Origin of the sequence: Acinetobacter sp. YH12117 (genome assembly GCF_013418865.1) — a bacterium.
GTDB classification, from domain to species: domain Bacteria; phylum Pseudomonadota; class Gammaproteobacteria; order Pseudomonadales; family Moraxellaceae; genus Acinetobacter; species Acinetobacter indicus.
Window position 1 is genome coordinate 81,706 of record NZ_VPBF01000005.1, and the last position, 19,864, is coordinate 101,569.

Annotated in this window: 17 protein-coding genes and 1 tRNA gene; 3 read left to right on the plus strand and 15 right to left on the minus strand. The window is 46.8% G+C overall.

Annotated features, from left to right (window positions below):
• Positions 1-80 precede the first annotated feature (80 nt).
• The 13 genes from FTU55_RS03495 to hrpA all read right to left on the minus strand — a co-directional run bounded on the left by FTU55_RS03495 (position 81) and on the right by hrpA (position 16,309).
• Positions 81-1,265, minus strand: a complete 1,185-nt coding sequence (locus tag FTU55_RS03495) for an HlyD family efflux transporter periplasmic adaptor subunit (protein ID WP_005178811.1) — start codon at positions 1,263-1,265, stop codon at positions 81-83.
• Positions 1,262-3,400, minus strand: coding sequence for a type I secretion system permease/ATPase (locus tag FTU55_RS03500; RefSeq protein WP_180046196.1), 2,139 nt, complete (start codon positions 3,398-3,400; stop codon positions 1,262-1,264). The genes FTU55_RS03495 and FTU55_RS03500 overlap by 4 nt, the downstream gene beginning before the upstream one ends.
• Positions 3,397-4,938, minus strand: a complete 1,542-nt coding sequence (locus FTU55_RS03505; protein WP_180046198.1) for a TolC family outer membrane protein — start codon at positions 4,936-4,938, stop codon at positions 3,397-3,399. The genes FTU55_RS03500 and FTU55_RS03505 overlap by 4 nt, the downstream gene beginning before the upstream one ends.
• Before the next feature lie 133 nt (positions 4,939-5,071).
• Positions 5,072-5,815 carry an LPS export ABC transporter ATP-binding protein gene (gene lptB / locus FTU55_RS03510; RefSeq protein ID WP_005178814.1) on the minus strand — a complete coding sequence of 248 codons (744 nt, stop codon included), beginning with the start codon at positions 5,813-5,815 and terminating at the stop codon, positions 5,072-5,074.
• Positions 5,815-6,381: a lipopolysaccharide transport periplasmic protein LptA gene (gene lptA, locus FTU55_RS03515; RefSeq protein WP_045794900.1), complete on the minus strand. Its 567-nt coding sequence runs from the start codon at positions 6,379-6,381 to the stop codon at positions 5,815-5,817. The genes lptB and lptA overlap by 1 nt, the downstream gene beginning before the upstream one ends.
• Positions 6,371-6,913 (minus strand): LPS export ABC transporter periplasmic protein LptC, encoded by a 543-nt coding sequence (gene lptC, locus FTU55_RS03520; RefSeq protein WP_005178816.1) that lies wholly within the window; start codon positions 6,911-6,913, stop codon positions 6,371-6,373. The genes lptA and lptC overlap by 11 nt, the downstream gene beginning before the upstream one ends.
• A 40-nt stretch (positions 6,914-6,953) precedes the next feature.
• Entirely contained in the window at positions 6,954-7,493 is a 540-nt protein-coding gene (locus FTU55_RS03525) for an HAD family hydrolase (RefSeq protein WP_005178818.1), read from the minus strand.
• A gap of 3 nt (positions 7,494-7,496) precedes the next feature.
• Positions 7,497-8,474 carry an SIS domain-containing protein gene (locus tag FTU55_RS03530; RefSeq protein ID WP_005178820.1) on the minus strand — a complete coding sequence of 326 codons (978 nt, stop codon included), beginning with the start codon at positions 8,472-8,474 and terminating at the stop codon, positions 7,497-7,499.
• Between the two features lie 309 nt (positions 8,475-8,783).
• A tRNA-Gly gene (locus FTU55_RS03535) sits at positions 8,784-8,859 on the minus strand.
• A gap of 65 nt (positions 8,860-8,924) precedes the next feature.
• Positions 8,925-10,346 (minus strand): cysteine--tRNA ligase, encoded by a 1,422-nt coding sequence (cysS, locus tag FTU55_RS03540; protein WP_016659121.1) that lies wholly within the window; start codon positions 10,344-10,346, stop codon positions 8,925-8,927.
• 127 nt (positions 10,347-10,473) lie between these two features.
• A complete protein-coding gene (locus FTU55_RS03545) occupies positions 10,474-11,235 on the minus strand; it encodes a lysophospholipid acyltransferase family protein (RefSeq protein ID WP_180046200.1) in 762 nt (253 codons plus the stop codon).
• Between the two features lie 10 nt (positions 11,236-11,245).
• Positions 11,246-12,361 carry a beta-ketoacyl-ACP synthase III gene (locus FTU55_RS03550; protein WP_016659123.1) on the minus strand — a complete coding sequence of 372 codons (1,116 nt, stop codon included), beginning with the start codon at positions 12,359-12,361 and terminating at the stop codon, positions 11,246-11,248.
• Positions 12,362-12,391: 30 nt separating this feature from the next.
• Positions 12,392-16,309, minus strand: coding sequence for an ATP-dependent RNA helicase HrpA (hrpA, locus tag FTU55_RS03555; RefSeq protein ID WP_180046202.1), 3,918 nt, complete (start codon positions 16,307-16,309; stop codon positions 12,392-12,394).
• A 467-nt stretch (positions 16,310-16,776) separates the two neighbouring features.
• Between hrpA and ahpC the strand changes: the two genes are divergently transcribed.
• Both ahpC and FTU55_RS03565 read left to right on the plus strand, forming a co-directional pair.
• Positions 16,777-17,340, plus strand: coding sequence for an alkyl hydroperoxide reductase subunit C (gene ahpC, locus FTU55_RS03560; protein WP_005178834.1), 564 nt, complete (start codon positions 16,777-16,779; stop codon positions 17,338-17,340).
• A gap of 156 nt (positions 17,341-17,496) precedes the next feature.
• Complete coding sequence (locus FTU55_RS03565; protein WP_016659126.1) at positions 17,497-17,973, plus strand: hypothetical protein; 477 nt, start codon at positions 17,497-17,499, stop codon at positions 17,971-17,973.
• Positions 17,974-18,020: 47 nt separating this feature from the next.
• On the opposite strand, the gene FTU55_RS03570 is transcribed toward FTU55_RS03565, so the two are convergent.
• Positions 18,021-19,121: a putative zinc-binding metallopeptidase gene (locus FTU55_RS03570; RefSeq protein WP_163141722.1), complete on the minus strand. Its 1,101-nt coding sequence runs from the start codon at positions 19,119-19,121 to the stop codon at positions 18,021-18,023.
• A gap of 280 nt (positions 19,122-19,401) precedes the next feature.
• Between FTU55_RS03570 and FTU55_RS03575 the strand changes: the two genes are divergently transcribed.
• Positions 19,402-19,611, plus strand: coding sequence for a KTSC domain-containing protein (locus FTU55_RS03575; protein WP_016659128.1), 210 nt, complete (start codon positions 19,402-19,404; stop codon positions 19,609-19,611).
• A 24-nt stretch (positions 19,612-19,635) separates the two neighbouring features.
• On the opposite strand, the gene FTU55_RS03580 is transcribed toward FTU55_RS03575, so the two are convergent.
• Positions 19,636-19,857, minus strand: a complete 222-nt coding sequence (locus FTU55_RS03580) for a DUF1653 domain-containing protein (protein ID WP_005178842.1) — start codon at positions 19,855-19,857, stop codon at positions 19,636-19,638.
• Positions 19,858-19,864: the final 7 nt, after the last annotated feature.

Consider the following 19,864-nt stretch of genomic DNA (forward strand, 5'->3'; position numbering starts at 1 on the left):
CTCTGAAATTATAACGTATTTTCAGGCAAATTTTGGCAATAAAAAACCTCCCAAACTGGGAGGTTATGTTGAGTTGACGATTAACGCTCGCGTAATGCTTCCTGGGCCTTGTTAAACGGTTTAATCAGATAATCCAGTACGGTTTTAGAACCAGTTTTAATATCAACCGTGGCCACCATTCCGGGGGTAATACTGAACTGCTGGCCAGATTTATTGGTCAGTTTATCGGTATCAGTCCGGATATAGACCCGATAATAAAACTGGTCCTGCTTGACTTCATCACGGATGGTATCCGGTGAAATCACCGTGACCTTACCCTTTAAACCGCCATAAATCGAATAATCATAGGCGGTAATTTTGACCAGTGCTTCCTGGTCTGGGCGAATAAATGCAATATCTCGCGGCGAGATCCGCGCTTCAATTAACAGCTGTTCATCTAAAGGCACAATGGTCATTAACTTGCCATTTTGCGGTACGACCCCGCCAATGGTCATCACATCAATTTCCTTGACCACACCCCGTACCGGCGACTTGAAGACTGTGCGGTTCAAGGTGTCGGACTTGCCACGTACCACCTGTTGCTGGGTCTGTACATCGGTACTGGACTTGGACAGCTCTTCACGCGCTTTGACATAATACTGGTTACGAATATCATTCATCTGGTTACGCAGGTCATTGGCCTCGCGTTTCAGACGCAGCACTTCCACCTCACTGGCCGCACCTTTGGCCACCAAGGGTTCAGTCATACGCAATTCCTGCTCGACCAGCACCAGAGCCTGCCGTAAACCGGCCAGCGATTCTTCTAAGTTGGCCCGGCGCGAATTGTATAAAGCAGTTTCCTGCTGTACCAGTTTTGGCTCTTTCAGCACTTCTTCAGGAAAAACCAGAGGCGTGCCATTTACTTCAGCGCGTAACCGGGCCGAAGTGGCCAAGGAAGATACCAGTAAAGATTCCGATTCACCCACATTAGAAGCAAACCGGGTCGGGTCCAGCTGGGCCAGCACCTGACCCCGATTGACAATTTCCCCTTCACGGACATTCAAGGTGGTGAGAATCCCGCCTTCTAAAGACTGTACCACCTGCTCTTTCGAAGATGGCACCACTTTACCAGTGCCGGTGGATACTTCTTCCAGCTTGAACAGCCAGGCCCAGAGTAGCAAAACTGCCAGTCCAATACAGATAATCCAGATAAACAGACTGGCTTTAGGTAAAGGTGGCTCCAGCTCGGTCACCTGCATTGAACGTTTGCTTAATTGTTCACTCATGACTTCGCTCCTGCCATCTGACGTGGTTGAGATGCAGACTGATTAAGAATCTGATCTCGTGGCCCGTCCATCACAATTTTTCCATCATTGACCACAATAATCCGGTCCACCAGCTCTAACACTGCACGGCGATGGGTGGCCACCACCAAAGTCCGGTGCCCAAGCCACATTTTCAAATGATCAATCAGCTGTTTCTCGGAGACATCATCAATTGCAGCCGTCGGTTCATCCAGCAATAAAATATTCGGCTGACGTAGCAGCAAACGTGCCAGCAGCAAGGCCTGTTTCTGGCCGCCAGAGAACCCCACACCACCTTCCAGAATCAGATGGTCCAGCCCTTCTTTCTTTTCCTGCACAAAGGCCAGCGCACCGGTAATTCGAAGTGCCTGCAAAATATCGTCATCATTGGCCAATGGTGCACCCAAAGTCAGGTTTTCCCGTACCGTGCCAAAAAACAGATGCGCATTCTGATTCAAGAGGCCCATATCACGACGTACATCAGCAGGATCAATCAGGCCCAGTTCTACGCCATCGAGTTTAATTTTGCCCTGATTCGGGGTTTGCATGCCGGAAAAAAGCTGCAACAAGGTAGATTTCCCGGCACCATTCCGGCCCAGAATAGCAATTTTTTCACCGGCTTTAATTTCGAGCTTGGCCACCATCAAGGTCGGTTTGGCATCATCTTCGCCATATTTAAAGCTGACCCCGCTTAATTCATAATGACCATTTAACACCGGACGATGAATTAAGTGGCTATGTTCCGGCTGATCAACCGGTTTTTTCATTAATTCATCCAGTCCCTGTTTCGCCACTTTGGCCTGTTGCAAACGGCCCAGTACGCCGGCAATCTGTGAAATTGGCGCCAACATCCGTGAAGATAAAATTGAACAGGCCACCAGAGCACCCGTGGTCATTTCCCCATCCATCACCGCAAAACATCCCACCAGCACCACAATCGCAAAGGTCAGCCCCTGAATTTTCTGGGTCCAGGCGGTCATGACACCGACAATTTTACGCTGACGCATGGCAATATCGGCGGAAACTTCATTCATATGATTCCACTGATTCTGGAAGCGGGCTTCGGCGCGTAATAACTTGATGTCTTCAATGCCCTGTACCGATTCCACCAGCATGGCATTGCGGATTGCGCCTTCACGCATCCCCTCGTTGGCCAGTTTAGCCAGAGGCTTTTGCGCCAGAATGCCCGGAATAATCATGAGCGGTACCACAATCAGCATCACCCAGAATAGGTTCCCACCAATCACCCAGAACACGCCAAGGAACAGCAGGAAGAAAGGCAAATCAGCGATTGCAGAAATGGTGGTCGACGTCACCAGTTCACGCACCCCTTCTAGTTCACGGATTTGTGAAATAAAGGTCCCGGTCGATTTGGAGCGTTCACTGTTTTTAATCCGTAGCGCATGCCCATAGACCCGGTCTGAAATACGCAGATCAGCGCGCTTGCCGACAATATCGGAGAGATAAATCCGTGCGACCCTTAAACTAAACTCGAAAATGGCCGCAATCAGCACCCCGCCTGCCAATACCCACAAGGTTGGAACCGATTGCGCCGGAATTACCCGGTCATAGACATTCATCGAAAACAGGATGGTGGCCAGTGCCAGAATATTGGCCATCAGGGAGGCAAACATTACATCGATATAACGTTTCCAGTCCCGTAGCACAATTGACCAGAACCAGTTATCTTCATAGGGTTTGACATATTCATCTACCCGCGCATCGGGAACCGATTTTTCCGGGCGCAGGATATAGACATGCCGCACATGCTCCGCCAAAGTATCGCTGGCCAGCGTTTGTGACAAACCCTGATCACCACTGAACTGAATGCTCAAGTTACCTTCGGCATCGACCTTGTCAATTACGCCCACCTGACCATCCTGGAATTCAACCAGTATCGGCAAACGCCAGGGATTGATCACCTCGGCGCTAAAGTCGGTTTTACGCAGACTTAAGCCCACCTGACGGGCAATCAGATTTAAAATATCATCAATGTTCTGGTTCGGATTCCAGTCAAGCTGCAAGCGGATACGTTCTGCGGATGGTTCAATCCGGTAATGCTTGGCAATGCTCAGCACTGCTTGAAGCCACGGTTGATAATTTATTTTAGTACTCATGGCTGAACTTCAAACCCCTGAATGGATATATGGTTTAAATCATAAATATCGCGTGTCCGTCCGGTAATGGAGATATAACGCGCAATGGCGGCATAAATATCAAAACGCGTATTTTCAATTTCCTGGGCGGCACTATGAATTGCCTGTTCGGCATTCAGTAAATCGACGGCTGAGCGTGTGCCTAATTTATATTGTTCCTGATACAGCTCTTTGGTCTGAATGGTGGTGGCCTGACGCTTGACCAGAATATTCATCTGGCGCTGCTTGTTCTGGATTTCTTCACGCAGCATGCGGGTTTCGTCCAGCACCTCTAAATACACACTATTGACCCGTGCCTTGGCCGCTTCTTCTGCATAACTGGCCGCCCGGGTTTGTGACGCAATTGCGCCGCCCTGATAAAAGTTGCTATTCGCTTCCAGCATGATCGAGTTATAGAGGCCATCATCTTCATTGTTATTTGGATTACGACCATTGATGGCCTGACTTACAGAGCCTTTCACATTTAAAGTAGGATAGGCACTTAAACGTGATTGCTGCTTGCGTAATTTGGCCACTTCAACTTCAGCCTGAGCCGCCATTAGCCCGGGAATCTGCTGAAAAACCGGCTCTGAATATAATTGCGCTTCTTTAACCAGCCGCTCTGGAATCTGCCAGTTGCGCTGATGAACCTCAAACCCGACCAGGGTACGCAGCTTTTGCTGAAATTGGCGCAGCTGGGTTTGCTGCACAATTAAATTGGCTTCCGCAGCTTCCAGATTGGAACGGGCCTGAATCGGGTCGGCCTGGGTACTAATTCCAGCCTCAGCACGTAAATTGGTGATTTCCGCAATGCGGGCAATCCCCTGAATCTGCTCTTCGGCAATACGGGTAATTTCCTGATAGCGTTTGATATTAATCATGGCATTGGCAGTCTGGTAAGCAATATCATCAATACTGACCAGCACATTGGCCTGCTCTGCGGCCAAACGGGCCTGTTCCAGATTGACACTACTCTTGACCTTGCCGAAATCATAAAGCATTTGCGTGGCATTCAGGCTCAGCAGCTGACGGCCGCGCTCGCCTTTGGTCAGGTCTGCTGTAGAAATACCACCAGATAATTGCGGATAATAACCGGACTTCGCCACATCAATACTGGCATTCTGGGCTGCCAGAGTGGAAATGGCCTGGGAAATTTCAGGATGACGCTGAACAGCGGTCCGAATGGTGTCATTAAAACTTAAAGGCTGTTGCACAGAGGATCGGGCTGATGCCGCTGTTTCTGAAACAGATGATACTGGTACTGCCCGGGGCATTTCCTGAATATTTTGTGTATCGAGCTGAAACTGGCTCAGTTCACTAATACGGACACGAGTAAAATTCTGGTCAGATTGCGGGGTAAATAAACGCGCCACGCTCTGTTGAAGCGTTTGCCGTTCTGAAGTCGTCGTTTCGGCATAAAGCGACTGGCTCAGCAGTCCACTCAGCCATAAAGCCTGCCACAGTAGCGTCTGCCTGAATAATTTATTTTTATGAACTGTTAAACTCTTGCAACCCATCATTGTCGTCATTCAAACTAATATTTTTAAAATTGTAAATGTTTTTAAGCTAGTTTTTTATACTTTTGTTAATTATAAAACGCTTTCAGGATAAAACACATACAACAAATAACAATTATATGTGTTTTTTCGCCAACTACACCTTAAAGTCTTCGCCCAGGTAAACCTGTTTCACAGTTTCATTTTCCAGAATTTCCTGTGGGGTTCCTTCGGCAATCACTGCACCTTCACTGACAATATAGGCACGCTCACAAATTGCCAATGTTTCGCGCACGTTATGATCGGTAATTAATACACCAATTCCGCGATCTTTAAGGGTGCTAATAATATCTTTAATATCCCCGACAGAAATCGGGTCCACCCCGGCAAAAGGTTCATCCAGCAACATAAATTTCGGATCGGCAGCCAGAGCACGGGCAATTTCCGCACGACGTCGCTCACCACCGGAGACACTCATGCCCAGTGAATCTTTAATATGGGTAATTTTAAAATCAGCCAGCAGTTCGGTTAAACGCTGCTGACGCTGCTGCTTGTTTAAGTCTTTACGGGTTTCCAGAATCGACATGATATTTTCAGCAATGGTCAGTTTTCTGAAAATTGACGCCTCTTGTGGCAGGTAACCAATGCCTTTGCGCGCACGTTCATGCATGGCCAGGTCAGATAAATCCAGTTCATCCAGATGAATTTCCCCCTTGTCCATACGTACCAAGCCAACCACCATATAGAAGCTGGTGGTTTTACCAGCACCATTTGGGCCAAGCAGTCCAACAATCTGGCCACTTTGCATGCAGAAAGAAACATCTTTCACCACCCAGCGCTTACTGTAGTTTTTGGCCAGGTGTTTGATTGTCAGAGTTTGTGGCTGTACGACCTGATCCATTAATCGCGTGCTCCCGGGAATGATTTTGAACTGGATGGTGGAATCACAATCTGTACGCGACCTGAAGATGATCCGGTGTTGTTTGGCGTACCAATGGCTTCAATATCGCCTTTATTCATACTATAACGCAAGGTATTGCCGCGAATGCTGGCCCCATCCTGCTGTAAAAATGCCCCGCCCGACAAGGTAATAATACCGGTTTCCGCATTGTAGACAATTTTCTGCGCCTGACCTTTGGCCAGACCTTTATTCGGGTCAGTCTTTTGCTGGAACTGTGCCGGACTGCCGTTGGCGGTAATAGTGCTGATTTCTTTTTTACTGTTCAGATTGGCCACAATTGAATTGGCCTGCAAGCGCATTGTGCCCTGCTCGATAATCACATTACCGGTATAGGTGGTAATGCCGGTACGCTCATTAAATGTCGCACGGTCGGCCACCAGGGTAATTGGCTGGTTCCGGTCTGAAGGCAAGGCCCAAGCTGTAGCTGAGGACAATACTGCCAAACCTACAAGCGCGGCTTTCTGCAGGAAAGTACGAGGTGTTGCAAGCTTCGGATTAACGTTCATATGTTCCTCGAATATTAAAAAATTCGTATTGACCATCATTCAAATTGGCTTTCAGTCCTTGGCTTACAAATTCAGCTTGTGGAGACTGCACCATCACCTGTTTATCGGTTTCAATTTCCCGACTGTCCGGATAGCCCGTCAATTCTGTCGTCTGCAGTTCTAATTGACCTTGCGCTAAGATTTTGGTGGCACGCACCTGGTCAGATAACACCACTTTTTCATTGTCATTATAGCCATGCGCCTGCTTGGCATAAAAAGTGGCATCAACTTTCCCTTCTTTATACATCGACGCATTCAGGTTCTGTAATTGAGAGGTCTGCTTTTGCATATCCTGCTCTAAACGGTCAACCTGAGCGCGAACATATAAATTCCCCTGTTCATCGGTTTGAGTCAGGTTAATCTGCTCCGCCGTATAGGTCATACTTCTGGAACCCTCGGTATCCAGTTTATTGCCTTTACCGCTGTAATAGTAATAACCACCACTTACAGCTGCAATTGCAATCGCAGTAATATATAAAACTCGGGTATCCATAAGTGGGGTTTTAACTCAACTCAATCAGAGGAATATCTTATTAATGAGGGATCGCGGTATACTTTTCAAGTAACTGTTCGTATACGCCTTTTGACATCAAGATCATGTCGCAAATTTCACGTACCGCACCGCGGCCACCCTGCGCCTGAGTCACCAGATCAGCACGACGACGCACTTCAACATGACCATTCGGCACCGTGACTTTCATCCCGGCAATGGCAAAGGCAGATAAATCTGGCCAGTCATCACCCATATATAGGCAGTCTTCTGGTGCCAGATTCAGCTGGGCACAGGCTTCACGTAAAGCCACGCCTTTATCTTCACGACCCTGATAAATCAGGTCAACGCCCAAGGCATTCATTCGTTTTTCAACAATATGACTGGTACGTCCGGTAATGATAATAACTTTCACCCCGGCCTGCTGCACCAGTTTCATGCCCAGACCATCACGAATATCAAAGTTTTTAATTTCATCACCGCTATTGGTTAAGGTAACAAAGCCATCACTTAAAATACCATCGACATCTAAAACCAAAGCCTCAACGTGACGTGCCTGTTCCAATAAAATATACGATGCCATTTTTTAATTTACCCCGGCCTGAATCAGGTCATGCATACTGATCACACCAATCACCTGATGTGCATCATTGACCACTACAAATTGATTAATTTTTTTATCGCGTAACTGTGCCAGTGCTTCAACCGCACGGGCTTCCTGAGAAATGGTCGCAGGCTGCTTGATCATGACTTCAGCCACCGGCAGATGAATATCAAAGCCCTGCTGTTTGTCGATTAAACGGCGCAAATCACCATCAGTGAAAATTCCCAATAAGGTGTCCTGTTCATCCACCACCGTGGTCAGCCCCAAACGCTTGTCGGAAATTTCATACAGCACTTTGTTCATTGGGGTTTCTGGCGCGACTTTTGGCAGCTCGGCGCCGGTATGCATTAAGTGTTTGACATGCAACAGCAAGCGTTTACCCAAAGCACCCGCAGGATGGGAACGGGCGAAATCATCTGCGGTAAACCCACGCGCATCAAGTAAGGCCACAGCCAGTGCATCCCCTAAGGCCAATGTTGCGGTGGTGCTCGAGGTCGGTGCCAGACCCAGTGGGCAGGCTTCCTGAATGTTCCCTAAAGTTAAAGCCACATCGGCATTTTGTGGCATTGGGCCGCTGTCATCTCCGCTGATGGTAATTAACGGCACTTGCAGATGTTTGATGAGCGGCATCAGCATCATGATTTCATCACTTTTGCCAGAATTGGAGATGGCAATCAGCACATCACCCCGTACCAGCATGCCTAAATCGCCATGTCCTGCTTCGCCCGGATGCATAAAGAATGAAGGTGTACCGGTCGAGGCAAAAGTCGCCGCCATTTTACGGCCAATATGCCCGGATTTCCCCATACCGGTGATCACCACACGGCCTTTACATTGCAAAATAATTTCGCAGGCGCGGCTAAAGCGCTCGTCAATTTGTGTAGCCAGTGTTTGCAGAGCTTGTTCTTCTATACGCAAGGTACTGAGCGCCACACCTTGAAAATCAATCGGGTTTGACATGTTTTCAGAATTCAAATTTTTAACCTTCGTTCAGGGCTGAACGGTCTTCATTCAAGCAGAAATTAATTTTCGCAATTTTAGCATATCTATGCAAATGTCACGTTTTTAAATGTATAAGATTTCACACGATTTCTTCATGATTCCGCCTGTTGTTGATAAACCACAGCACAGGAAGATGGTGAACATGAGTCTCATTTTTTAGCTCAGGCAGTTAAGCTAAGTTTGAGTGTAGATAATGGATAATGTTTCATATCTGGATAAAAGCGCATAAAAAAAGCCTCAATCATTTGACTGAGGCTTTTAAAATTTTGGAGCGGGAAACGAGACTCGAACTCGCGACCCCAACCTTGGCAAGGTTGTGCTCTACCAACTGAGCTATTCCCGCAATATGGAAGTGCATTATAGAGAGTTTCATACAACTGTCAACTCTTTATGCTTCCAAGTGGCGATTTAATCAGCACGACGCCAAACGGTACCTTGACGGGTATCTTCCAGCACTACGCCCTGATCGAGCAAAGACTGACGGATTTCATCGGCACGGGTAAAGTTTTTGTCTTTTTTGGCATCTTTACGCTGTTGAATCAGATCTTCAATCTGTTCTTCAGATAAACCAAGTGCATCCTGGCCAATGTCTGACTTCAGGAATTCATCGACATTGTGCTGTACTAAACCAAGAATATTGGTCAGATGACGCAAGGTAGCATAGAAGATTGCTGCCTGTTCGGCATTTTCTTCTTTCACCGCGCGGTTCAGTTCTTTATTGACTTCAAACAGCACTGCAATCGCTTCCGCGGTATTAAAATCATCCCGCATTGCGGTATTAAAGCGTTCGACCAATGTGTCATCTAGCGTTTCTAACAGCTTGTCGCCATACACGGCCTGATAGGCTTTAAATGAATGATAGAAACGGGACAGCGCCGTCTTGGCTTCTTTTAGTGCTACATCCGAGAAGTTCACCGGACTACGATAGTGTGAAGACACGATGAAATAACGGATCACTTCCGGATGGAATTTCTCCATCACATCCCGAATGGTGAAGAAGTTGCCGAGCGATTTTGACATTTTCTCGCCATCGACATTAATAAAGCCCACATGCATCCAGTAATTAACATACTGCTCACCGGTAGAGGCTTCAGACTGGGCAATTTCATTTTCATGATGCGGGAACATCAGGTCTGAACCACCACCATGAATATCAAAATGATTGCCCAGGCAGCAGGTCGACATCGCCGAACATTCAATATGCCAGCCCGGACGACCTTTGCCCCACGGTGATGGCCAAGCCGGTTCATTTTCTTTGGCATGTTTCCAGAGCACAAAGTCAAATGGATGTTTTTTCTCTACTTCGACATCGACACGCTCTGAAGCACCAGCCTGCATATCTTCCAGTTTACGACCGGATAAACGGCCATATTTTGCAAATTTTTCAACCTGGAAATAAACATCACCATTTGAAGCCGGATAAGCGGTGCCCTTGTCAACCAGATTGCCAATCATGTTTTGCATCTGGTCGATATAGTCAGTGGCACGCGGTGCTTCATCCGGAGCCAGACAGCCGAGGTTTTCTGCATCTTCATTCATGGCCTGAATAAAGCGGTCGGTTAAAGCGGTAATACTCTCGCCATTTTCATTGGCACGTTTGATAATTTTGTCGTCAATATCGGTGATATTGCGTACATATTTGACTTTCCAGCCCTGACTCCGCAAGAAACGGATGATGTAGTCAAATGCAACCATGACACGCGCGTGACCAATATGACAGTAGTCATACACGGTCATACCGCAGACATACATGTCGATCTGTCCATCGACGCGTGGCACGAATTCTACTTTTTTGCGCTGCTCTGAGTTATAGAGAACAAATGGTTGCATAGCTGTTCAAAAGACTTCAAATAAAAGGATGGTTCATCTTAACCTAAGCATTATTTTTCATAAAGTTTTCTCGTTATTTTTATCAAAAATCACTTATGCGGGCTTAAACTCAGGCACAACCCGGCTATTATGAGGATGAATGCCTAGTTGAACGGGCTTTTAGCTGCGCTAAGCTCTGGTAAATTTGCTGAGCGATTTCCTCTCGCAGCGTGGTCAAATCTTCAGAACCTAATCTCTGCCCGACCTCTACCGGTGGCAAAAACTGAAAATAAAAAGGTACCCGCTTGGGAATCAGGTGTTTCGGTAATGATGGAATCACATCGCCATGACGTAATAATTTATCCAGTTGAGGGACTTTGAGCAGTTTCTGAAACAGACGATGCTGCACCACGGTTCTGGCATCAAAACCAAACTCGAAAATATCATCAGGGCCAAAGGCAGCAAAAGGAATAATGTCGTACTGAAATTCCTGTGCCAACTGTAAAAAGCCGTAGCGCTGTTTCCAGATCAATTGATACTGCTCACCCGGATGTTTCAGCACTTCACGTCCGCCACCCGGAAAGACCAGAATCGAATAGCCCTGCTGCATCAAGGCACGCACATATTCACGCTGGCCATCGACTGCGCCGAACTTTTTGACAATATCGCGCCAGATTGGCAAATAAAAATGGCTGTGGTCGGCAATACTAACCACAGCCACCTGATGTTCATTGAACAGATAATCAATAATAACGGGGGCATCAAAAATCCCGTAAAGGGAATGATTGCCCACATACATGGCAGGTCGGGATGCATCAATATATTCACTGCCTAAAAAGGTCGGCGTGAAATAGCGTTTAGATAAGGCGCTCAGCGTCTTGATCCATTTTGCATCATGCTGGACCTGCAATCTCTGCCCCTTAAACCACGTGTTTTTGTACCAGGATACAGCCCACCGAGTAGCCGGCACCAAATGAACATAACACGCCATATTCGCCATCATTCACTTCATGCGCAGTACGATGCAAGGCAATGATGACCCCGGCAGATGAAGTATTGGCAAACTCATCAAGAATAATTGGCACCAACGCCGGATCTGCTTCCGCAGCCGCTTTACCAACCACCAGTTTCAGAATCAGTTCGTTCATGCTGGCATTGGCCTGATGCAACCAGAAACGTTTTACATCGGCTGGTGCAATCGCATTTTTCTCCAGCTGCGCGGTAATCATTTTCGCAACCAGTGGACACACTTCTTTAAAGACTTTACGGCCGTCCTGACGGAAACGCTTGTCATCAATATCGGCATTTTCAGACAGATTCAGGAAACCGAAGTTGTTACGGATGTTGTTCGAGAACTGGGTAAATAACTGAGTGTCCACAATTTCAAAACCGGTTTTGCTGTCGGTGTCTTCAATAATTGACGCAGTGGCAACATCGCCAAAAATAAAGTGGCTGTCACGCGAACGGAAATCATTGTGTGCCGATGTAATTTCGACATTCACCAGCAAGACACGGCGCGCACCGCTTTTAATGGCATCATACGCCTGTTTTAAACCAAAGGTTGCTGCTGAACAGGCCACGTTCATGTCATAGGCATAGCCCTGAATCCCGAGTGCAGTCTGAATTTCAATGGCCACCGCCGGATAGGCACGCTGCATATTCGAGCAGGCCAGAATCACCACATCAATGTCTTCAGCCGTGACACCGGCATTTTCCATTGCCTGTTTGGCTGCAATTACGCCCCACTCGGCCTGAAGCGAGATTTCATCATCAGCGCGTTCTTTTAAATGTGGACGTAAACGGTTTGGATCAAGCAGACCGGTTTTCTCTGACACGTAGCGACGTTTCACGCCAGAGGCTTTTTCAATAAATTCTGCACTTGAGCCACGGCGTGCTTCTAACTCGCCCGCTGCAATTTTGTCAGCATTGGCCGAGTTATACTGTTCCACATAAGCATTTAAACTTTCAACTAACTCTTCATTGGTAATGACATCTTCAGGATGGAATAAGCCCGTACCGGTAATGCGAATGCCCATGTAAAACTCCTTTTTGAAATTCTCTCTATCTTAACCGATTCCCAGCTTTTCCCATACTTTTTGTAGCCGGTTTGGCGAAATTGGCATCTTGGTCTTCATTGGCTGCGAGAATAACGAGATGCGCAATTCTTCCACCATAAAGTACAATTCTTTCAAGCGGCTGTCATTTTTAAACTTGAACAGTTTGTCCATCCACGGGTCAATCTGCACAATGGCGGCATCATCACGTTGCAGGTTATTCGGCAAACGTTCCAAACGCAGCACCAGCGCTTTCAGATAACGTGGATATTCGCTCCAGACGTCTGCTGGCTTGTTATACACGAAATCGGCCAGGTTCATGAGGTCCAGCTGATCTTCAATATCATCCATATTTTTGGCAAAGACCGACTCATCCAGCATCAGCAGTTTACGGCGGATATCCTGCCATTGAATATAAATCTCATTAAAGCTGAACAGCGCTTTCTGTCCATGACTGAGGAATGATTTTTTTACCTCAAGTAGCAGCGTTTGGAACTGTTCAGCGTTGACTGGCAAGTCATCAATTGACATCTGCAAGGTGGCATAGACCAGCATCTGTTCCAGCTGTGCTTTATCGCCCAACGGAGAATAAGCCAGCGCCAGCGGTTTAGAAATCTGTTTTTTCAGCTGGCGGATTAAATCACCCAGCTGCATATGAATCAGGCGAATCACGCCGGCCCGATGCTGTTTAATTGCCTCTGCCTGATCATTAAAGGTTTGAATCACCACACCCGATTCATCTTTCTGTTCCAGCGCAGCAAAGTCTTTGGTCGGTACCAGCGCCTGATACTGCTTGACCACCACACCAGTGACTTTTTGCGAGGCTTCAAACACAAAGTTGTCCGGGAAGGTTTTAAATTCACCTTTCAGCTGTTTCACCGGACTATGGGTTTCGGTACGGCAGCGGGCTTTCAGCTCGCTCAGGTCACGTCCCTGTTCGATGACTCGGCCTTTTTCATCAATCACTTTAATAAACGGCAGCAAATACTGATCGACCCGTTCAAAGCTAAAGTCTTTTTCAGTGATCTGATCGCCGCGCAGCTGAAAAGCCAGGAAGCTGAAAATATGCTCACGCAGATGCGTCGCATCAATTCGTGCACTCAGTTTGCGCGCGGTATCCGGAATTGGCACCAGGTTACGGCGTTTATCTTTCGGCAAGGCTTTCAGTAGCGCTTCAATCAGCTCTTCACGCCAGCCCGGAATCCCCCAGGACCAGATGTTTTCATCGACCTGTGGCAGGGCCTGAACCGGAATTTTTACCGTCGCACCATCTTCATCATGGCTCGGATCAAAACGGTAGCTGGCCGCCAGACGCAATTCGCCATTACGCAGATAATCCGGGAATTGCTGCGTGGTCGGGCGATCATTCAGCCACAAGGCATCATCATCAACAAATAAATAACGTGGCTCTTTCGGCTCGACGGTCGCGCGCCAGTCTTCAAAAGCACGGCGGCTGGCCACATCTGTCGGCACTTTTGCGGCATAGAACTGATAGATGGTTTCTTCATCTACCACCAGATCGCGGCGGCGCAGCTTGTCTTCGACCCGCTCCACTTCTTCCAGTTTGAGTAAATTATGCTTTAAGAACGGCGGCATAATTCCCAAGTTACCGGTAGTCAAGGCATCGCGCAGGAAAATCTCATGCGCCGCCGGCTGATCGACCTTTTCATAATTCACCTGACGTTTCGGTTCAATGATTAAACCAAACAGTGAAATCTGATCATAGGCATTGACCACTCCGGCTTTTTTCGACCAGTGCGGTTCAAAATAATGATGTTTTAACAGATCACGCGCCGCCAGAAGAATCCACTCCGGCTCAATTTTGGCCAGGGTCCGCAAATACACCTGCGAGGTTTCCACCATCTCAAAAGCCATCACCCACGGGGTATTGGTCTTATGCAAGGTTGAGGCCGGGAAAACCCGCGCTTTTTGCTGACGCACTGCCATAAACACATTACGTTCATCGGTTTTATTGGCAATAAACGATAACAGTCCGGTTAATAAAGCCCGATGCAGATTTTCATAACTGGCTTTCTTTTCATTGAAAGACAGTTTTAACCCCTGTGCCAGATCGACCAGCTGCTCATGGGTTTTCTTCCATTCACGTAAACGTAACCAGCTCAGGAAATGGTTACGGGCAAAGCTTCGGCGCTTGTTTTCACTCAAGTCACGATTGGCCAGCAAGGCATCCCAGAGTTTGAGATAAAACAGGAAATCGGAATCGGCTTCACGGAACAAGGCATGTTTCTGATCGGCCTGCATCTGTTTGTCGGCCGGGCGTTCCCGTGGGTCCTGCACCGCCAGTGCCGCCACAATTACCAGAATTTCATTTAAGGCACCAAAATGTGCCCCGCCCAGAATCATTCGTGCCAGACGTGGATCAATCGGCATTTTTGCCATTTGCTGGCCAATTTTGGTTAAGGAATCTCCCCCAACCCCTCTTTTAGACAGAGGGAGATTATTATTTTCGTCAGTCGCTTTAGACGGATTCGCTTTCTTCTCCGTCATTGCGCCAAGCTCAATCAAAAGCTTGCGACCATCATTGACCAGTCGATGATCTGGGGGCTCGATAAAATCAAAATCTTCCAGCGAACCGAGGCCCAGACTTTGCATCTGCAAAATCACCGAAGCTAAGTTGGTGCGTTTAATTTCCGGTTCGGTAAATTCCGGACGGCTTAAGAAATCTTCTTCCGAATACAGACGGATACAGACACCCGGTGCAATACGGCCACAACGGCCTTTACGCTGGTTGGCTGCGGCTTGCGAAACTGCTTCAATTGGCAGACGCTGTACACGTGAACGATAGTTATAACGTGAAATCCGGGCAAAACCACTGTCAATCACATAGCGGATATTCGGTACAGTTAACGCCGTTTCCGCGACGTTGGTAGCAATAATAATCCGTCGGCCACCGCCCGATGGATTAAAGATTTTCTGCTGCTCGGCCAGGGCCAGACGTGCATATAGCGGCAACACTTCCGTATGGCGCGGGCCATGCTTGATTAAGGTTTCCTGTAATTCACGAATTTCCTGCTCGGTGCTGGCAAACACCAGAATATCGGCATGTTCAGGATGACCTTTTTCCTGTGCATCGGCAAAGCATTCTTCCACCGCCTGCACCACTGCACGCGGCAGGTTTTCTTCAAAGTCATCAAACTCATCATCATCACTGCCGCCAATGCTCAGTTCGGAAATGGGACGGTAACGTACCTCAACCGGATAGCTGCGCCCTTCGACTTCAAAAATCGGCGCGCCATTAAAGTAATTGCTGAAACGGTTTACGTCCAAAGTCGCTGAGGTAATGATGACTTTGAGATCTTTACGCCGTGGCAACAGCTGCTTTAAATAACCCATGATGAAGTCAATATTCAGGGAACGTTCATGCGCTTCATCAATAATAATGGTGTCGTATTTGCTTAAGTAACGGTCATTGGCCAGCTCTGCCAATAAAATACCATCGGTCATTAAGCGGACAAGCGAATCCTGCGAGCCCTGTTCATTAAAACGGACTTTAAAGGAAATGGATTCACCAAGTTTTTCACCGACTTCTTCGGCAATCCGCTGCGAGACACTGCGCGCGGCCAGACGACGCGGCTGGGTATGACCAATCAGACCGGTTAAACCGCGCCCGGCCAGCATGGCAATTTGCGGCAACTGGGTAGTTTTCCCCGAACCGGTTTCCCCCGCCACAATAATCACCTGATGTTTTTGAATTGCCTCAACCAGCTTGTCGGCGTATTGGGTGACCGGCAAATCCTGATTCAGTTTGATGTTTGGAATACGGCCCAGGCGTTCCCGAACTTTCAGATTGGATTTTTCAAATAGCTCAGAATATTGTTTTTCATTTGCATCTTTTCCTTTACGCAGTCGATTTAAACGATGACGGTCACGCGCCATAACGAGTTGATCTACATTTAAATGACTCTGCACAGAACAAGATTCCTAATTTAAATAAAAAAATATCAATCGGCTATTTTACGCTGTAATGACAGCCAGCGGAAGAATCCGCCCATGAAATGAACGAACAGACCCTCCAGCCTGTCTGCTTTTGCAGCGAATCCGCTGTCCGCAAACTGAGTACGGTGGCTTCTAGATTGTGACGATGACGAACATTTCCAAGCAGTCTGCCTAAAAATAAAAAATATTTTTGCTTTACCCTTGAATTTTACCGAGCTTGACATCATGTTTGATGAGGAATGAAAAAGGTGTACTTTTTAATTGTCATGTGGTCATCATATTTTTCGGCTACATAATAATACACACCGCCTGAATATGGCTTAAACAATCATCAATTCGGTTTTTCCGATGGTGGTAATGTAAAAATACCATTTCAGCAATAAAGCAAATTTCTATAATCTAATTGAAATTCAAAACAAACCTCAATCATGGAGACAATGATGAGCTTAATTAATACTGAAGTTAAACCATTTAAAGCAAATGCCTACCACAACGGTCAATTCGTTGAAGTAACTGAAGCTGATCTTAAAGGCAAATGGTCAGTTGTATTCTTCTACCCAGCTGACTTCACTTTCGTTTGCCCAACTGAGCTTGGTGACCTTGCTGACAACTACGCTGAATTCCAAAAATTAGGCGTTGAAATCTATGCAGTTTCTACTGACACTCACTTCACGCACAAAGCTTGGCACGATTCTTCAGAAGAAATCAAAAAAATCCAATACGTAATGGTTGGCGACCCAACTTGGACACTGTCTAAAAACTTCGAAGTATTAATTGAAGCTGACGGTCTTGCTGATCGTGGTACTTTCGTCATCGATCCAGAAGGCAAAATCCAGATCATCGAAATCAACGCGGGTGGTATCGGCCGTGACGCGCAAGAACTTCTTCGCAAAGTAAAAGCTGCTCAATACGTTCACGCTCACCCAGGTGAAGTTTGCCCAGCAAAATGGAAAGAAGGCGACGCAACACTTGCTCCTTCAATCGACCTAGTTGGTAAAATCTAATCTGTATTAGATTAAACTGATTGAAAAAAACCACGCTTGATCGCGTGGTTTTTTTATTGATGCGCTTACATTTTTACTCAATTTTAGCTGCTGTAGATTCTTTTTATTTTCATCTGCGTTGATTAAGCTACTGAAAAATGCGCTATGGATAGACCGATGAAAACCCTATTAATTGCAGCCTTATTCACCACCCTGTCCCTGCCGGCCTGGGCTGATGTGCAGTGTAGCGGCAGCTTAAAAGATCGTTCGATTTCCGACAATATTTTCGTTGGCAAGCAATGCACCTTAACTAATGTGCAGGTCGATGGCAATGTCATGCTGGCCGATGGTGCCAAAGCCATTCTCCGAAACAGCCATATTGATGGCAATCTGGAATCCAAAGGCCGTTTTGCACAGCTGGTGGCGACCAATAACCGCATTGAAGGCAATATTCAACTGGAACGCGGCAAGCTGACCCAGCTGCACAATAACCGTGTAAATGGCAATATCCAGCTCAAAAACAATCGGGGTACGCTGAATATTAGCCGTAATCAGGTCGATGGCAATCTGGAATGTGAAAATAACGCGACACCACCGGTGGGCGGACGTAACACGGTACAGGGCGATAAAACAGGACAATGCCGCCGTTTATAAGGTGGGATGGTTTTATGATAGATGAGGGTTTGAAGATGGATCAAGCATTAACCATCTACAGGAATTGGATTGTCCGAAACTGGCGGCAAACCATGGATCACCTGATGAATCAGTTGTAATTTTTCCATCACCTTCGGACTAATCACAAAGGGATAAAAATCTTCCTGCCCCATACTCCGATTCACACTATTCATGGCAAAAGCCACTGGCAACCAGGCCTGAAAAATCTCGTTAAAGTCGGTCAAAAAATACGGATTTTCACGTTGCTTGAAGTACATAAAATGCTGCTCTTCATGCACAATTTGCGGATGAATACTCATGCCAAAAGAAGTTGCCGTTTCCAGCACATCAACAATATGTAAATAATGCGCCCAGCTTTCCGCCCAGTCTTCCCACGGATGCATGGTGGCATAGGCACTAATATAGGCATCCATCCAGTTGCTTGGTGCGCCGTGCTGATAATAGTCCTTCACCGCCTGCTGATAACAGGCGCGCTCATCCCCAAAAAGTTGCCGAAAGCGTGCCAGATAATCACTGTTCGCCACCAGAACATCCCAATAATAATGGCCAATTTCATGCCGGAAATGCCCCAGCAAAGTCCGGTACACTTCGGCCATATTCTGCTTGGCCATCATCCGCTCGACATCATCGGCTTCGGCAATATTTAAAGTAATCACCCCGCTGGCATGGCCGGTCATGACTTTGGGAGCACGATCATCATTCGGATTGGCCTTAAAGTCGAACACCAGCCCACGTTCAGGACTTTCCAGCTTGCTCAGTAAAGGCAAATTCCAGCGCAGCAAGGCATAGACCAGGCGATGCTTGGCCAACTCGATTTTTTGCCAGCGGCAGTAATATTGCGGCTGGTTTAAATCCGGGATAATCCGGTTTAAACGGCAGGCCGGACAAAACTGCTCCGGACTGTCAAACGGAATAATCCAGTTACAGACCTGATGCTGATGATTTTGGCAAAAACGGTAAGCCTTTTGCGTGACCACTTCAACAAGTTCCCCTGCTCGCGGGCCCGGTTGCAACGCCAGCATATGCATATATTGCGCATCAAAACCTAAATAATGCTGGCACACGGTACACTGGGTATTGTCGAAATAAATCGGATGCTGACAATAACTGCACTGAAAAAGTTGCATGAGAATGGCTCAGTCGATTGTTTTTATTACAGAGATGCCGCTAAGCTTAGAAGATTCTGATTTTTCTGAGTGTAGTTTTTTGCAGTGAATGTTTAGTGTTGCTGCAACCGTGGTGCAGATTGTCCCCATACGCTGCGCTTTGACCGGGAGTGTTGGCACACAACACTCGACTTTCGCGGATAAAGTTGAAAATTCTTACAAATCAGTAATACATCCGGCTCTGCATTTGGCATATGGTCAAACTATAACGATTCCAAACACAATAAAGGAGGAATGGCTAATGGGAACTGTCCTGACTGTAACCTTCTGCAAATACAATACTTCAACACGCTACTTAAAAATATTTTATAACAATGGGTTGGCAGAGCTTTATCATCCTGTGCCAGAATTTATCTATAACAATCTGCTACGCAGTCATGATAAAGCTGCTTTTGTGCAAAAATATCTGGAGTACGATTTACACTTTAACAAGGTCTCGTTGCGACCTTGAATTGAGGTGCAGCAATTTCACCTCTCACATCATTTCCTGAACCAGTTTAAAACGCGGTAATTCACGATCATCTTCCAGACTGATCGATTCGGTAAACATGCTCAGTGGTCGAACCCAAATGGAATAATCACCATATAAACACTGGTAGACCACCAGCTTTTCCTCGGTTTCACTGTGCGTGGCCACATGCAACACCTGATACAACTGCCCTTTATAATGCTGATAAATGCCTCGGCTTAAACTCATCTTGATA

Bases quoted from the DNA above. Each gene is read 5' to 3' on its own strand.
- FTU55_RS03495 (WP_005178811.1), bottom strand. From the start codon at position 1,265: ATGAGTGAACAATTAAGCAAACGTTCAATGCAGGTGACCGAGCTGGAG.
- FTU55_RS03500 (WP_180046196.1), bottom strand. From the start codon at position 3,400: ATGAGTACTAAAATAAATTATCAACCGTGGCTTCAAGCAGTGCTGAGC.
- FTU55_RS03505 (WP_180046198.1), bottom strand. From the start codon at position 4,938: ATGATGGGTTGCAAGAGTTTAACAGTTCATAAAAATAAATTATTCAGG.
- lptB (WP_005178814.1), bottom strand. From the start codon at position 5,815: ATGGATCAGGTCGTACAGCCACAAACTCTGACAATCAAACACCTGGCC.
- lptA (WP_045794900.1), bottom strand. From the start codon at position 6,381: ATGAACGTTAATCCGAAGCTTGCAACACCTCGTACTTTCCTGCAGAAA.
- lptC (WP_005178816.1), bottom strand. From the start codon at position 6,913: ATGGATACCCGAGTTTTATATATTACTGCGATTGCAATTGCAGCTGTA.
- FTU55_RS03525 (WP_005178818.1), bottom strand. From the start codon at position 7,493: ATGGCATCGTATATTTTATTGGAACAGGCACGTCACGTTGAGGCTTTG.
- FTU55_RS03530 (WP_005178820.1), bottom strand. From the start codon at position 8,474: ATGTCAAACCCGATTGATTTTCAAGGTGTGGCGCTCAGTACCTTGCGT.
- cysS (WP_016659121.1), bottom strand. From the start codon at position 10,346: ATGCAACCATTTGTTCTCTATAACTCAGAGCAGCGCAAAAAAGTAGAA.
- FTU55_RS03550 (WP_016659123.1), bottom strand. From the start codon at position 12,361: ATGGGCATTCGCATTACCGGTACGGGCTTATTCCATCCTGAAGATGTC.
- ahpC (WP_005178834.1), top strand. From the start codon at position 16,777: ATGAGCTTAATTAATACTGAAGTTAAACCATTTAAAGCAAATGCCTAC.
- FTU55_RS03565 (WP_016659126.1), top strand. From the start codon at position 17,497: ATGAAAACCCTATTAATTGCAGCCTTATTCACCACCCTGTCCCTGCCG.
- FTU55_RS03570 (WP_163141722.1), bottom strand. From the start codon at position 19,121: ATGCAACTTTTTCAGTGCAGTTATTGTCAGCATCCGATTTATTTCGAC.
- FTU55_RS03575 (WP_016659128.1), top strand. From the start codon at position 19,402: ATGGGAACTGTCCTGACTGTAACCTTCTGCAAATACAATACTTCAACA.
- FTU55_RS03580 (WP_005178842.1), bottom strand. From the start codon at position 19,857: ATGAGTTTAAGCCGAGGCATTTATCAGCATTATAAAGGGCAGTTGTAT.